This is a genomic window from Brevundimonas huaxiensis (assembly GCF_014218725.1).
GTDB lineage: Bacteria > Pseudomonadota > Alphaproteobacteria > Caulobacterales > Caulobacteraceae > Brevundimonas > Brevundimonas huaxiensis.
The window spans coordinates 306,383-320,577 of the sequence record NZ_JABBJE010000003.1; the positions used below are offsets into that span (position 1 = coordinate 306,383).

General features: G+C 66.3%; 13 protein-coding genes and 1 tRNA gene. 8 read left to right on the forward strand and 6 right to left on the reverse strand.

Translation table 11 applies throughout. From position 1 onward, the window contains the following. The first annotated feature begins 59 nt into the window (after positions 1–59). Complete coding sequence (locus HF680_RS08850) at positions 60–1,199, forward strand: DUF2336 domain-containing protein (RefSeq protein ID WP_185224791.1); 1,140 nt, start codon at positions 60–62, stop codon at positions 1,197–1,199. A 53-nt stretch (positions 1,200–1,252) separates the two neighbouring features. On the opposite strand, the gene HF680_RS08855 is transcribed toward HF680_RS08850, so the two are convergent. The 3 genes from HF680_RS08855 to HF680_RS08865 form a co-directional block, all read right to left on the reverse strand. Beyond that, entirely contained in the window at positions 1,253–1,729 is a 477-nt protein-coding gene (locus HF680_RS08855; RefSeq protein ID WP_185224792.1) for an Hpt domain-containing protein, read from the reverse strand. Positions 1,730–1,790: 61 nt separating this feature from the next. Further along, positions 1,791–2,585 carry an NAD kinase gene (locus HF680_RS08860; RefSeq protein ID WP_449374900.1) on the reverse strand — a complete coding sequence of 265 codons (795 nt, stop codon included), beginning with the start codon at positions 2,583–2,585 and terminating at the stop codon, positions 1,791–1,793. A 31-nt stretch (positions 2,586–2,616) separates the two neighbouring features. Then, on the reverse strand, positions 2,617–3,741 hold the full coding sequence (locus HF680_RS08865; RefSeq protein ID WP_185224794.1) for a DUF2336 domain-containing protein: 1,125 nt from the start codon (positions 3,739–3,741) through the stop codon (positions 2,617–2,619). A 172-nt stretch (positions 3,742–3,913) separates the two neighbouring features. On the opposite strand from HF680_RS08865, the gene HF680_RS08870 reads away from it, so the two are divergent. From HF680_RS08870 to HF680_RS08885, 4 genes are all read left to right on the forward strand, one after another. Beyond that, positions 3,914–4,678, forward strand: a complete 765-nt coding sequence (locus HF680_RS08870; protein WP_185224795.1) for a class II aldolase/adducin family protein — start codon at positions 3,914–3,916, stop codon at positions 4,676–4,678. Continuing rightward, positions 4,624–5,448, forward strand: a complete 825-nt coding sequence (locus tag HF680_RS08875) for a hypothetical protein (RefSeq protein ID WP_317134031.1) — start codon at positions 4,624–4,626, stop codon at positions 5,446–5,448. The genes HF680_RS08870 and HF680_RS08875 overlap by 55 nt, the downstream gene beginning before the upstream one ends. Before the next feature lie 112 nt (positions 5,449–5,560). Continuing rightward, positions 5,561–6,664 (forward strand): efflux RND transporter periplasmic adaptor subunit, encoded by a 1,104-nt coding sequence (locus HF680_RS08880; RefSeq protein ID WP_039247238.1) that lies wholly within the window; start codon positions 5,561–5,563, stop codon positions 6,662–6,664. After that, positions 6,664–9,870, forward strand: coding sequence for an efflux RND transporter permease subunit (locus tag HF680_RS08885; protein ID WP_205196188.1), 3,207 nt, complete (start codon positions 6,664–6,666; stop codon positions 9,868–9,870). The genes HF680_RS08880 and HF680_RS08885 overlap by 1 nt, the downstream gene beginning before the upstream one ends. Positions 9,871–9,874: 4 nt before the next feature. Here HF680_RS08885 and HF680_RS08890 read toward each other — a convergent pair whose 3' ends face one another. Continuing rightward, a complete protein-coding gene (locus HF680_RS08890; protein ID WP_185224797.1) occupies positions 9,875–10,378 on the reverse strand; it encodes a c-type cytochrome in 504 nt (167 codons plus the stop codon). Positions 10,379–10,529: 151 nt separating this feature from the next. Here HF680_RS08890 and HF680_RS08895 point away from each other — a divergent pair, with 151 nt between their 5' ends. From HF680_RS08895 to HF680_RS08905, 3 genes are read left to right on the forward strand one after another with little or no spacing between them, the layout of a single operon-like run. Next, complete coding sequence (locus tag HF680_RS08895; RefSeq protein WP_045811453.1) at positions 10,530–10,796, forward strand: FeoA family protein; 267 nt, start codon at positions 10,530–10,532, stop codon at positions 10,794–10,796. Further along, a complete protein-coding gene (feoB, locus tag HF680_RS08900; protein ID WP_045811454.1) occupies positions 10,796–12,664 on the forward strand; it encodes a ferrous iron transporter B in 1,869 nt (622 codons plus the stop codon). The genes HF680_RS08895 and feoB overlap by 1 nt, the downstream gene beginning before the upstream one ends. A gap of 60 nt (positions 12,665–12,724) precedes the next feature. Continuing rightward, positions 12,725–13,462 carry a prepilin peptidase gene (locus tag HF680_RS08905; protein WP_235968896.1) on the forward strand — a complete coding sequence of 246 codons (738 nt, stop codon included), beginning with the start codon at positions 12,725–12,727 and terminating at the stop codon, positions 13,460–13,462. Here HF680_RS08905 and HF680_RS08910 read toward each other — a convergent pair. Beyond that, positions 13,459–14,085 carry a TetR/AcrR family transcriptional regulator gene (locus HF680_RS08910; protein WP_045811456.1) on the reverse strand — a complete coding sequence of 209 codons (627 nt, stop codon included), beginning with the start codon at positions 14,083–14,085 and terminating at the stop codon, positions 13,459–13,461. The genes HF680_RS08905 and HF680_RS08910 overlap by 4 nt on opposite strands. 21 nt (positions 14,086–14,106) lie before the next feature. After that, positions 14,107–14,182 (reverse strand) — tRNA-Thr (locus HF680_RS08915). Positions 14,183–14,195 lie beyond the last annotated feature (13 nt).

The window sequence follows — 14,195 nt, forward strand, 5'->3', positions numbered from 1 at the left end:
CCCGTTAAGCATGGCAGTCTCATTCTGGGATCAACGTCCGATTCCATCACGAGCCGTCCATGACCGCCTTCCGCGCCCGCCTGACAGAAGTGGACATTCGACGCTTGATCAAGGCGACGGACGACGATGAGCGGGCCGAGGCGGCGCACAAGCTGTGCCGCAACATGGAGCGCGCGAAACTGAATGAGGACGACCGGGCGGCGGCGCAGAAAATCCTGCGTCTGCTGGCTAATGACGCCGCCGAACTGGTGCGTCGCGCCATGGCCGTCACGCTGAAGGCGTCCGATCTGATTCCCCATGACGTGGCGCGCAAACTGGCCGGTGATCTGGACAGCATCGCCCTGCCGATCATCGCCTCGTCGCCAGCGTTCAGCGACGAGGATCTGATCGAGATTGTGCGTGCCGGATCGGTCGTGCGCCAAGTCGCCGTGGCGGGACGGGCGCGGGTGTCGCGCGATGTCGCAACGGTGCTGGCGGCGGAAGGATGCGAGCAGTCGGTTCGCATTTTGGCGGCGAACGACAACGCCGACCTGTCCGAAGGCGCGCTGGCGACGGTCGTCGACCGTTTCGCCGACGCGCCCGAAGTCCTGACCGCCGTGGCCTATCGCCAGGTGCTGCCGCTGCATGTGACCGAACGGTTGATCCAACTGGCCAGCGAGGCGGTGCGCGAACATCTGATCAGCCATCACGCTGTGGTGCCGGAAACCGCGATCCGTCTGGCCCAATACTCTCGTGAGCGGATGACGGTGGATCTGGTCGATCAGGCCAGCGTCAGCACCGATCTAGCGGCCTTCATGGCTCAGCTGAACGCCCGTCGCGTCCTGAACGCTTCGCTGCTGCTGCGCGGACTGGCGCGGGGGCAGATGGCGATGTTCGAATACGGGCTGGCCGAACTGGCCAACACGCCGCATCACCGCGCCTGGCTGATGGTGCATGACGCCGGTCCGTTGGGGCTGAAGGCCATCTATGATCGCGCGGGTTTGCCGCCGCGCCTGTTCCAGGCCTTCCGCGCGGGCGTCGACACCTGGCGTGCGCTGGCGGCGGAGGGGATCGATACCTCGAGCGCCTATTTCCGCGATCAGATGCTGGAGCGGTTCCTGACCCAGCGTCCGGCCGTCCTTCGCGACGATCTGGCCTATCTGATGGAGCGGCTGGATCAGTCGCCGTCGCTCAGCCTGACTGCCGCCAACGCAGCCTAAGAAAAAAGGCCCGCCGGACACGACGGGCCTTTCGCAAACGGCTGGAGGGACGATCAGCTTGCGAGGTGATCTGCGACGCGGGCTTCCAGGGTCTCGGCCAGAGCGCGGCCGGTCGGATGTTCGTCGGTCTTGATCTGGTCGCGGACGACGGCGCGGATGGCGTCGATGTGCGCGTCCAGGATCGCGATGGGCGCAGTTATGCGGCGATCGGCGTCGTCCAGCATCTTGCACAGCGAACCGGCGATACGCGTCACCAGCGGATACTCATAGGTCGTGCCCAAACCCTTCAGATCATGAGCCCGGAAATACAGAGCCTCGGCGGTGGCGGGGGTGTAGCCCTGCTCACGGATGTCGGCCTGGGCTTTGTCCAGCTTTACGATCTCGTCGTTCAGCCATTGGCCGAACTGGGCCGACATGGCTTTCAGCGCCTCCTCAGCCTTGGCGATGGCGTCGGCGTTGATGCCGAAGCCGCCGCCGACCTTGAGCCGCAGCGAGTTGGTCGGAGGGGTGATCTGCGCCGGATTGCTCATGGCGGGCTCCATAGGACGTTCAGGCCAAGATACGGTAGCGGGCTTAAGAAGCCGTGACCGATCAGTTGGCGAACTGTTCGGCCATCACCCGTTCGTCGAACGACCGGCCCGCATCGAAAAGCATGGTCAGGGTGACGTCACGACGCTCGCGCACCTCGACGCGGGCGACACGGCGGACCTCGAAGTTGTCGGCGGTCGCCGAAACCGGGCGTTTGTCGGCCTCCAAGACCTCGAACCGCACCTTGGCGCCGTGCGACAACAGGGCGCCGCGCCAGCGACGGGGCCGGAAGGCGCTGATCGGCGTCAGGGCCAGGATGCGGGCGTCCAGAGGAATGATCGGGCCGTGCGCGGACAGATTGTAGGCGGTGGATCCCGCCGGCGTGGCCACAAGGCAGCCGTCGCAGGACAGTTCCTCCAGTCGAACGCGCTCATCGACGGTGATCCGGAGCTTGGCCGACTGGCGCGTCTGGCGCAGCAACGACACCTCGTTGATGGCCAGGCCGGTGTGGACCTCGCCGCTTTCGGTCCAGGCGTCCATCTGAAGCGGGTGGATGACCGTTCTTTCAGCCGTCGCGATCCGCTCCAGCAGACCAGTGTCGTCGTAGTCGTTCATCAGAAAGCCGACCGACCCCCGGTTCATCCCGTACACGGGCGTACGCTGGCGCAGGTTACCGTGCAGGGTTTCCAGCATCTGCCCGTCGCCGCCCAGGGCCACGATCACATCGGCCTCGTCTTCGGGCACGGCGCCATAGCGGGCGATAAGGGCCTTGCGCGCCGCCTGGGCTTCGGGCCGGTCGCTGGCGACGAAGGCCAATCGGGGCGATGACGGCAGGGGAGGGGGGCTTGACTGAGTCACTTGGCGACGTGGCCCGAGCTTAGGCGCAGAGTCAAACGTTCGCGGGCTTGTGCATCATCTGATGGAAGGCGCGAGAGGCGGCGTGCGCGCTCATCGGCGTGGCCTTCCAGCCGCCGTCGGCTGGCATTCCGCCCGAAAGCTTGCGCACCTCGACCAATAGGGACGCGAAGACGGCCTTGTCCACGCCCACGGCGATGCAGGCCAGATAAAGCGGCTCGGCGGTCGGCGCGCGGATGGCGTGATGCACCTGGGCCTCGCTGAAGCCGCCCAGGACCGCCAGGGTTTGTTCGAACAGTTCGAAACGCTGTTCTCGCAGCGCGCGGACCAGCAGGCCGGGACGCAGCTGGCCGGCGGATTGAAGCTTTTCCACCAGTCGTCGTTCCGCGTCGATGCGTGTGCGATCCTCGGTCATCCGGGCGGACATGGCGCGCCACTCCGGGCTGCCGACGGCCTTCGCCGCCGCGTCCTGAACCGCCGCGTTCAACTGGGTGTCGTCGATGCGGAAGCGTTCGCCGATCGACTGGCGCAGAGCCTGGCCGACCCATTGATAAAGCTGCTGAGCCAGTTGCTCGTTTAGCCTGGGGTGACGCGTCAACGGCGCGCGCAGGCCCGCGATGCGGCGGGAGTGATCGACCAGCTTGCGCATGGCGTCTTCGCTGATGTCGGCCGTGCGGTTGGACGCCAGCGCTGTCATGGTGACGGGTTCGGCGCGATCGACGATCGTGTCCACGACCGGCCGCGCCAGCTGCGGGCGCCGGGCGACGGCGATCTGATGCTCCAGCGTCGCCTCGATCAGCAGGCGTATCAGGTCGGCGTTCTGAAGAAGCGGGCTGGAGGTTATAACCGGGCGGGCGATCTCGATCTCATCCAACGCCAGCATGTTGACCAGGGCAGGCGGCGCCCAATCGACGCCCGCGATCCGTTCGGACAGGGCTAGGCGAATATCCCGCTCGGCCTGGGCTGTCAGAGCGAGGAAAATGTCGCTGAGCAGCGGCGCGACCTTGGGCGGCGGCGGATTGGATTCACACAGCGCAGTGACCTTCAACAGCAGGCGCTGACGATCGTCGGCCGAACGGCTGCTGGCCAGCGCCAGAAGCTCAGACACAGTCCGGTCGTCCCAGGCGTCGCGGGGCGGCTCCAGTTGAACGACAGACAAGGCGGCTCCCCGAACCGGCGACGATGCTTACCCATATGCTTGCGTCATGAAGACCGGGTTAAGCAAGACCGCCGTGGGGGTGACGTCACGTCAACGACGCCCTTGTCGGCTTGACGACGCGACTTCGCGGGGTGACGGTTTGCAAAAGCCCATCCAGAGGCAGGAGGAAATCATGGCGGACGGCACCAGTCCCTCGATCAAGTCGCGCGTGTCCGAGGCCGAATGGCAGGTCCGTGTCGAGCTGGCGGCTCTCTATCGGCTCGTCGCGCTGCATTGCTGGGATGACATGATCTTCACCCATATCTCGGCGCGCGTGCCCGGGCCAGAGCATCATTTCCTGATCAATCCCTACGGCTTCTACTTCGACGAGATCACGGCCTCGTCGCTGGTGAAGGTCGATTTGGAAGGAAATATTGTCCAGGACACGCCCTATTTCATCAATCCGGCGGGCTTCACCATCCACTCGGCCGTCCACGCCGCGCGCGAGGACGCCAAGTTCGTCATCCATCTACACACCGTGAACGGCGTGGGCGTCGCCGCTCAGGCTGATGGTTTGCTCCCGGTCAGTCAGAACGCGTGTTTACTACAGCACCAGGTTGCGTATCATGGGTATGAGGGGTTGGCCCTGAACCATGACGAACGCGAACGTCTGGTCGCCGACCTGGGGGACAAACTGCTGATGCTGCTGCGAAACCACGGCACGCTGGCGGTCGGGGAAACGGCGGCTCAGGCATGGATCGGCATCTTCTTCCTGGAGCGGGCCTGCGCGCAGCAGGTTGCGGCGTTGTCCGGCGGACGCGAGCACATCTTGCTGGCGCCGGAGGAAGCGCAGGCCGAGACCAAGGAGCAGGGGCGCGGCATCGGCTTCATCTCTTCGCTGGCTTGGCCGGGCGCGCTGCGCCAACTGGACCGCAAGTCGCCGGGCTACGACGCCTAGATGCCGTTGTCGCGGGGACGCTGGTCCTCGCGGCGCTGACGCCGACCCAAGCGCTCGCCGGCGCTTGGGCCCAGCCGAAGGGCAAAGGCCAGGCCATCGTCAAATACGAGCGGCTGAGCGCCGACACAGGCTTCGACGCTGCTGGCGAGGAACGCGACCTGCCTGGCCGGCGGCGCGACGCGACCTTGGGACTGTTCGCCGAATACGGCGTGGCGGATCGCCTGACGCTCCAGCTGAAGGCAGACTGGCAGGACGGCGAGGACGCCTTCGTCGATTACAGCGGGCGCGGCCCCATTGAGATCGGCGCAACCTGGCAGGTCTGGCGCGACGACCGCAACGCCGTCAGCCTTTACGGCGGCTATACCCAAGCTGGGGAGGGGCGCAACGCCGGCTATGCTGCACCGGGCGTCGGCGATCACGATTGGGAGGCGCGCGTGTCGGTCGGCCGGTCCCTTGGCGATATGGGCGAGCGCTGGGGAATGGACGGCGCATTCGTCGAGCTTCAGGCCGCACGCCGTCTGCGTGACGGCTTGCCGGATGAAACCCGCATCGACGCCACGGCGGGCGCCCGGATCGGCGAGGATTGGATGGTGCTGGGGCAGGCGTTCGGCGGCGCGGCCGACAGCGGCGCACGCTGGCTGTCGCTGGAAGCCTCGGTCGTGCGCGATTTCGGCGCCTGGAGTTTGCAGGCCGGATGGAGACAAACCGTCGCAGGCCAGGAGATCCCGATTACCCGCGGGCCCGTTATTGCGATCTGGCGACGATTTTAGGGAAGATTTCTGCGACGGAAAATGTGATCCGGCACGTTACTGATACGTAACATTGCGCGCACTTCATTACCCGGTAATGCATGCGGCGTCCCCCTGACCGAGAGACCCCCGCGTGATCAAACGTCACTTCTTCCTCGTCGCCGCCGCTGTCTTGCTTGCCCTGATGGTCGTCGCCGCCATCGTCAAAGTCTCCGCGGGAGATGAAAAGAAGGCGGCAGGGCCGGGCGGGGGGCGCGGACGCGGAGCGCAGCAGGTGTCCGAGGCCGTGGTGGCGCAGCGACCCTTTTCGGACCAGGTTCGCGTTTTGGGCGTGGCGCGCGGCGAGCGGTCGGTGAACGTCACCTCCTCCACCACCGAACTGATCACCCGCGTCCTGTTCGCGGACGGCCAGTATGTCTCGGCCGGTGCGCCGCTGGTCGAGCTTCAGGCGCGCGAGGAAGACGCGGCCATCATCGAGGCCCGCGCCAACGTCAATCAGGCCCAGCGTGAATACGATCGTTACAAGGCCTTGGCCGACCGGGGCGTCGCGCCCCAGGTCATGCTGGAACAGGCCGAGACCGCGCTCGAAACCGCCCAGGCGTCGCTGCAGGCGGCCCAGGCGCGTCGCGGCGACCGGGTGATCCGGGCTCCCTTCTCCGGCCGTGTCGGTCTGACCACGGTGACGCCCGGCACGCTGATCAACCCGGGCGCGGTGATCACGACGCTGGACGACACCTCGACGATCCGCGTCGATTTCCCCCTGCCTGAGCGTTATCTGAACCTGCTGCGTCCCGGCGCCCAGTTGACCGCGACGGCAGACGCGTATGGCGACGAGCCGTTCACGGGCCGGATCGCCTTGATCGACACGCGCGTCAACGAAACGACCCGCGCCGCAACCGCGCGCGCGGAGTTCCCCAACCCCGGCGGTCGCATCCGTCCCGGCATGTTGATGCGTGTCGCGGTCCAGCAGGGCCAGCGTCAGAGCGCCGCCGTGCCCGAGTCGGCCGTGCAATACGAAGGCGCCGGCGCCTTCGTCTATCGCATCGCGCCCGGCCAGAACGGCTCGACCGCCCAGCGGGTCGAGGTCGAGACCGGGGCCGTCGAGAACGGTTTCGTTGAGATCCTGTCCGGCATCGAGGCGGGCGACCGCATCGTCGGATCGGGCCTAAACCGTATTCAGCCGGGCGCCCCGGTCAGCGTGGGCGGCCAGGGTCGCAAGTCGGGCGCCGCCAAATGATGCTGTCCGATGTCTCGGTCCGGCGGCCCGTCTTCGCGGCCGTCGCGGCCATCGTGCTGTGCGTCATCGGCGCGGCGGCCTTCTTCTTCCTGCCCGTGCGTGAACTGCCGGACGTCGATCCGCCCATCGTCTCGGTCAACACCAGCTATGCCGGCGCCTCGGCCGAGGTGATCGAGAGCCGCATCACCGAGCCGGTGGAGCAGCAGATCGCCGGCATCCAGGGCGTCGAGCGCATCAACTCGACCAGCCGCGACGGGCGCTCCAACGTGAACATCGAGTTCTCGCTGGACCGCAATATCGATGACGCCGCCAACGACGTGCGCGACCGCGTCAGCCGCGTAGTCGGCCGCCTGCCGGATCAGGCTGATCCGCCCGAGGTGGCTAAGGCCGATTCCGATAGCCAGCCGATCATCATCGTCTTCCTGCGCTCGACCAGCATGAACCGGCTTCAGCTGACCGATTACGCCGACCGCTATCTGATCGACCGGATGGCGACGGTGCCCGGCGTGGCCCAGGTCAACATCTATGGCGAGCAGCGCTACTCGATGCGGATCTGGCTGGATTCTGCGGCCATGGCGGCGCGGGGCCTGACGGTCAACGACGTCGAGACGGCCCTGACGAACCAGAACGTCGAACTGCCCGCCGGCTCGCTGGAATCGACGGACAAGGACTACACCGTCCGCGTGGCGCGCACCTACGCCCTGCCGGAGGACTTCCGCCAACTGCCCATCGGCACGCGCGGCTCGGCCTCGACCTCGGCGACAGTCGCCACCGGGACGGGCAGCGGATCCTCGGCCATCATCCAGGGGCAGCCCACCTATGTGACGCGGCTGGGCGATATCGCCCGCGTCGAGGAAGCGCCAGAGGAAGACCGGCGTCTGTTCCGCGGCAACGGGATGGATCAGATCGGCCTGGCGGTAACCCGTCAGGCGCAGTCGAACGACCTCGCCATCTCGGACGGCGTTCACAAGATGATCGAGGAAATCCGGCCGACCTTGCCGCCGGGCGTGACCATCGAGGTCGGATCCGACAACTCGGTCTTCACCTCACACGCCATCGACGAAGTCTGGATCACCATCGGCATCTCCATGGCCCTGGTGGCCCTGGTGAACTTCATCTTCCTGGGCAGCCTGCGGGCGGCGCTGATCCCGTCCATCGTGGCGCCGATTTGTCTGCTGGCGACCTTCATCGTCCTGGCGCCGCTGGGCTTCTCGCTGAACCTGCTGACCTTGCTGGCGCTGGTTTTGGCCATCGGCCTCGTGGTCGATGACGCCATCGTGGTGGTCGAGAACATTCAGCGTCGTCTGGACCACGGCGAGCCGCCGCTGGTCGCCGCCGAGCGTGGCGCGCGCCAGGTCTTCTTCGCGGTCGTGGCCACCACCATCGTGCTGCTGTCAGTGTTCGCGCCGCTGCTGTTCCTGCCGGGCTATGTCGGACGTCTGTTCGTCGAACTGGCCGCGGCGATCGCGGCGGCCGTGGCCTTCTCCGCCTTCCTGGCGCTCAGCCTGTCGCCGATGCTGGCCTCCAAGATTCTGCGACCCGCCCATGGCGGCGGCTGGGTGGCGCGCAAGGTCGACTGGGGCATGGACCGGCTGAAGTCGTCCTATGGCCGGTCGCTGGACATGCTGTTGGGCCGTCGCATCGCCGTGATCGGCGTCGGCGCCCTGATCCTGCTGGTCGCAGCGGGGGCGGGCGGCATCTTCCTGACCCTGCCCAACGAACTGGTGCCGGACGAGGATCGCGGCCGGGTCACGGTGCGCGTCGCCGGGCCCGAGGGCGCGGGCTTCGACTATACCCGCAAGATCATGCTGGGGCTGGAGCCTCTGCTGGCCGAATACAAGACCAGTGGCGAGGCCGACAGCTATCTGGTGTCCGCGCCCGGCTTCGGCGGCGGCAGCTTCAACTCCGGCAACGCGGTCCTCACGCTCGCCGACTGGTCCAAGCGCGACCGCTCGGCGGCCGAGATCGCTCAGGAATTGAACGGCAAGCTGCGCGGCCAGACCGGCGCCCAGGTCAATGCCTCGACCCCCGGCGCCTTCCAGCGCGGCGGCGGCAACTCCAACTCCATCGAGCTGATCGCGACCGGCAGCGACTATCAGCAGATCTACGCCTGGCTTCAGCCTATGCTGGCCGCGGCCCAGGCCAATCCCGGCTTCTCGCGTCCACGCCTGAACTATGAGCCGAACTCCCCGCGTCTGCTGGTCGATGTCGATCCACAGAAGGCCGCCGCGCTGGGCGTTTCGTCTCAGTCCATTGGCCGCACTCTGGAGACCATGTTCGGCTCTCGCCGCGCCACGACCTACATCAAGGGCGGTCAGGAATACGATGTCATCCTGCAGACCGAGCGCGACAACCGTCGCGAGGTCGCCGACCTGGAAGCCCTGTATGTTGCAACCGGGGGCGGCCAACTGGTGCCGCTGTCGGCCGTGGTCACGACCAAGACCAGCGGCGACACGCCGGACCGTCGCCGTCTGGATCGACAGCGCGCGATCTCCCTTCAGGCCGACCTCAACCCCGGCACCACGATCGACGATGCCGTGCAGTTCCTAACCGCCGAGGCGGCCAAGCAGCCGCAAGGGGCCGTTGTCACCCAGTGGGGCGGGGCGGCGCGCGATCAGCAGGAGGCGGGCGGGGCGGTGTTCGCGGCGTTCGGTCTGGCGCTGTTGCTCGTCTTCCTGGTTCTGGCGGCCCAGTTCGAAAGCTGGATCACGCCTGCGGTCATCATGCTGACGGTGCCGCTGGCGGCGGCGGGCGGTCTGTTCGGCCTGCTGATGGCGGGCTCCAGCCTGAACATCTACAGCCAGATTGGCCTGATCATCCTGATCGGGGTGGCGGCCAAGAACGGCATTCTGATCGTCGAGTTCGCCAATCAGCTGCGCGACCAGGGGCGGTCGATCCGGGAGGCGATCATCGAGTCGTCATCCTTGCGTCTACGTCCGATCATCATGACCTCGATCGCAACCGCCTTCGGCGCACTGCCGCTGGTGCTGTGGCAAGGCGCAGGCGCCGGCAGCCGTCAGACGATCGGCGTGGTGATCTTCACCGGCGCCATCTTCGCCACCGTCCTGACCCTGTTCGTGGTCCCAGTGATCTATGGCGTCCTGGCGCGCTTCACCAAGTCGCCGGAATGGACCGCCCGCAAGATCGAGGAGTGGGAAGCCCAGGAACTGCGCGAAGGCGGCCCCAGGGAACTGCCCGAGGCCTGACCGATCAGGCGGCGGGCGCAGGCTCCGGCTTGTAGCCCGTCTCCACCTTCAGGAAGGCGATGACGTCGCGGCGATCCGTGGCGTCGGGCAGACCGGGGAAGGTCATCTTGTTGCCGGGCAGGAAGGTGCGCGGGTTTTCCAACCAGTGATCCAGCTTCTCGGCGTCCCAGGTGAAGGTCGCCGTACGCATGGCGTTTGAATAGTTGTAGCGCGGGCGATCGCCCGCCTTGCGGCCGAACACCCCGTACAAGTTCGGCCCCGCCATGTCGGGGCCGCTTTCGCCGATGGTGTGGCAGGCGCGACAGCGCGCAAACGCCCGACGCCCGTTCTCGAGATCGCCCGCATTGTAGGGGGCGGGCAGGGATGCCAGCAGGGTCGCCTTTTCCGCATCCGTCAGTACATGAGCCGGCGCGGCAGGCGTGGTTGCGGACGGCTCGTCCTGACCACAGGCTGCCAGGGTCAAAAGCGGGGCCAGAAGAAGGGGGGCGACGAGGGCGTGGCGTGTCATTGCGGCTTCCTGTTTGCCTTGTGATAGCGCAACGCATCGGCGCGGCAATTGGTCAAGCTGTCCTGCTGGACGTAGCCCCCTCGCACCTGATAATCAGTGTCAAAGAAACGCGGAGCCGTGGGGGAGCGGCCTCGCCCGTGCGAGCGTAGAATTGACCGACACCATCAAGTTGAGCCAGGCCCGACGCGGCAATCGCGGCGTCATCGTTAAGGTGGGCGCCCATTGTCACCATCAGAGCGAGGCGGTCGAGCTGGAACGCCGCCTGCTGGAACTGGGCTTTGTCGAAGGCGCGCAGATCGAACTGCTGCACGAAGGTCTGTTCGGACGCGACCCGATCGCCATGAAGGTGGACGACATGCGCGTAGCCCTGCGTCGTCATGAGGCGGAAAGTCTGTCGATCCGGCTGGGCGCCGCCTGATGGACATTGCGCTGAAGACGGCTCGTGTCGCGCTGGTCGGCAATCCCAATAGTGGCAAGACGGCTCTGTTCAACGCCCTGACCGGCGCCCACCAGAAGGTCGCCAACTACGCCGGCGTGACGGTGGAGCGTAAGGAAGGCCTGATCCGCGCCGCCTCGGGCCGCACGATGTCGGTGCTGGACCTGCCCGGCACCTATTCCCTGCGCGCCCGCAGCCCGGATGAGGAGGTCACGCGCGACGCCGTTCTGGGGCGATTGGTCGGCGAGACGCCGCCCGACGTGGTGGTCTGCGTCGCCGACGCCACCAATCTGCGCCTGGTCCTGCGCCTGATTCTGGAGCTGAAGGCCGTCGGTCGGCCGATGGTTTTGGCGTTGAACATGTACGACATCGCCCAGCGCCAGGGCCTGCGCATCGACCTAGAGCGACTGCGCGCCGAACTGGGCGTGCCGATCATCACCACAGTGGCCACGCGCAAGCGCGGGATCGACGATCTGGTCGCCGCCATCGAGGACCAGGCTGCCGTCGCCGCCGTGACGGAAAGCCAATGGCGCAGTCCGGACGCCGCCGAGCTACGAGCCGCCGCCCGCGAGGCCGAGCGTATCATGAAGGTCTGCGTCCGACCTCCCGAGCGGCCCGACACCCTGACCGGCAGGATCGACTCAGTGCTGCTGCATCCGGTCGGCGGGCTGCTGATCCTGTTCGCCCTGCTGTTCGTGATGTTCCAGGCCGTGTTCAGCTGGGCCGCGCCCTTAATGGACGGGATTGAGGCCGGCATCGCCTGGTTGGGCGGCTTGGTCGCCAACGTCCTGCCCGACGGTCTGCTGCAAAGCCTGATCGTGGACGGGATCATTTCCGGCGTCGGCAGCGTGCTGGTGTTCCTGCCGCAGATTCTGATCCTCTTCCTGTTCATCATCGCGCTGGAAGACTTCGGCTATATGGCTCGCGCGGCCTTCCTGATGGACAAGATCATGGGTGGAGCGGGGCTTCACGGCCGGGCCTTCATACCCCTGCTGTCCAGTTTCGCCTGCGCCATTCCCGGCGTCATGGCGGCGCGGGTGATCGATTCGCGACGCGATCGCCTGACCACCATCCTGGTCGCCCCGCTGATGACCTGTTCGGCGCGCATCCCGGTCTATACGCTGATCATCGCCGCCTTCATTCCGAACGAGACGGTCTGGGGCTTCGCCAACCTGCAAGGCCTTGTGATGTTCGGCCTCTACGCCGCCGGCATCGTCAGCGCCCTGATCGTGTCCCTGCTGATCCGCAAGGTGTTCTGGCGCGGTGCGGTCGAGCCCTTCATGATGGAGCTTCCGGCCTACAAGACGCCGGACCTTCGCAGCGTGGGCTTCAACCTGTGGCTCCGGGCCAAGATCTTCCTGAACCGCGCGGGCCGTATCATCCTGCCGCTCGTGATCATCTTGTGGGTGCTGGCGACCTTCCCCTATCCGCCGGAGAACGCGACCCTGCCGGCCATCGACTATTCGTTCGCGGGCATGATCGGCCGGGCGCTGGAGCCCATTTTCGCGCCCATCGGCTTCAACTGGCAGATGGTGATCGCTCTGATCCCCGGCATGGCGGCGCGCGAGGTCGCGGTGGCGGCGCTGGGCACGACCTACGCCATAGCAGACGCAGAGAATGCGACGGGCCTTCTGGCCTCGACCCTGGCGTCGCACTGGTCGCTGGCGACGGCCCTGTCCTTCCTGGCCTGGTACATCTTTGCGCCCCAGTGCGTGGCGACCCTGGGCGTCGTGCGGCGCGAGACCAACTCGCTGAAATGGACCTGGATCATGATCGGCTACATGTTCGGTCTGGCCTATCTGGCGTCGCTGGTGACCTATCATGTGGCGGTGGCGCTCGGAGGCGGCTAAGCCAAGCCGGTTCGCCGCCTTCGGGACGTCCTGATGAATCCTGTACTCGCCGCCGCCGTCATGGGCGGGCTGGGCCTGATCGTCGGCAGTTTCATCGCCGCCGTCAGCGTTCGCCTGCCGCGTGACGAGGATATCGTCGTCGCCCGCTCGCGATGCCGGGGCTGCGATCAGACACTACGTTCCTGGGAGCTTGTGCCGGTCTTCAGCTGGCTTGGTTTGCGCGGGCGGTGCGCGCGATGCCACACGCGGATTTCGCCGCGTTATCCGCTGATCGAGTTAGCTTCGGCCGGCGTCGGCATCTGGGCCGGGGTGTGGGGCGCGACAGGCGCCGCCTCGTCATTCATGATCGCCGCCACGGCCGTTCTGGGTTGGCAGCTGTTGCTGATCGCCATCGTCGATGGTAAACACTTCTGGCTGCCGGATAGTCTGACGCTGCCCTTGATCTCGACCGGCGTCACGGTCGCGCTGATTCTGGATTGGGGCCTCGGCTTTTCCCATCTGATTGGCGCGGCGGTCGGTTTTGGCGGACTTTGGGTGGTCGGCTGGTTCTACCAACTCGTCCGTAAGCGCCAGGGGCTTGGGGGAGGCGACCCCTTCCTGTTCGCAGGGGCAGGGGCCTGGGTCGGCTGGATGGGCCTGCCCAGCGTACTGCTGTGGGCCTGCGCGGTCGGGCTCAGTCTCGTCTTCGGTATTTTGGTGGTCCGGCGCAGCGTCAGCGGATCGGAGAAGCTGCCCTTCGGCGTCTTCCTGGCCGTCGGGATCTGGTTGACGTGGCTTTATGGACCGTTGGGCCTCTAACGTCCGGTCGTCAGCTTCACGATAATGATGGCCGCCGTGTCCAGAATGGCCTCTGGCGTATCGGCCCGCCGCAACAGATCGAAACTGGCCGCCGTCGATTCGGCGATGGAGGCGATCTGGTAGGACGCCAGACGCGGATTGTAATCCTTGGGATGCAGGCCGCTGGCGTGGGCCTGGGCCACGCGCCGTTCGATCGACAGGTGCAACCGCCGCAAACGGCGCACCCGGCTTTCGACGAAGGCGGCGTCGCCATTGTCGGCCAGCATATGTTCGACACGCAGCACCTGACCGTGGCTGCGCCAGATGGCCATCACGTCCAGAATGAAGGCGCGCGCGATGACGAAGGCCTTGTCGCCCGGCCAGTCGGCCTGGAAATGCGCCGCCAGCCCCTGGAAATCCGTCGCGGCGACCTTGCACAACGCCAGAACAGGTTCTTCGACCGTCTTGAAATAGGTGTAGAAGTTGGAAGGCGATACACCGGCGGCCAAGGCCAGATCGGCGACGCGGATTTCCCCGTAATGCCGCTCGTTCAACAGGCGTTGGGTTGCGTCGAGGATCGCCTGGCGGGTTCTGCCGCCTCGCGCACCGATCTTGTGGCCCAGCTTGTTGGTGGTGTCGGCCATGTCCCCGATGGTCGAAAGGCGTGGTGCCGGCTGCAGGAATCGAACCCGCGACATCCAGTTTACAAAACTGGCGCTCTACCAACTGAGCTAAGCCGGCCCGCACGGGCGGT

Bases quoted from the DNA above. Each gene is read 5' to 3' on its own strand.
- HF680_RS08870 (WP_185224795.1), top strand. From the start codon at position 3,914: ATGGCGGACGGCACCAGTCCCTCGATCAAGTCGCGCGTGTCCGAGGCC.
- feoB (WP_045811454.1), top strand. From the start codon at position 10,796: ATGGACATTGCGCTGAAGACGGCTCGTGTCGCGCTGGTCGGCAATCCC.
- HF680_RS08910 (WP_045811456.1), bottom strand. From the start codon at position 14,085: ATGGCCGACACCACCAACAAGCTGGGCCACAAGATCGGTGCGCGAGGC.
- HF680_RS08850 (WP_185224791.1), top strand. From the start codon at position 60: ATGACCGCCTTCCGCGCCCGCCTGACAGAAGTGGACATTCGACGCTTG.
- HF680_RS08885 (WP_205196188.1), top strand. From the start codon at position 6,664: ATGCTGTCCGATGTCTCGGTCCGGCGGCCCGTCTTCGCGGCCGTCGCG.
- HF680_RS08855 (WP_185224792.1), bottom strand. From the start codon at position 1,729: ATGAGCAATCCGGCGCAGATCACCCCTCCGACCAACTCGCTGCGGCTC.
- HF680_RS08890 (WP_185224797.1), bottom strand. From the start codon at position 10,378: ATGACACGCCACGCCCTCGTCGCCCCCCTTCTTCTGGCCCCGCTTTTG.
- HF680_RS08905 (WP_235968896.1), top strand. From the start codon at position 12,725: ATGGGCGGGCTGGGCCTGATCGTCGGCAGTTTCATCGCCGCCGTCAGC.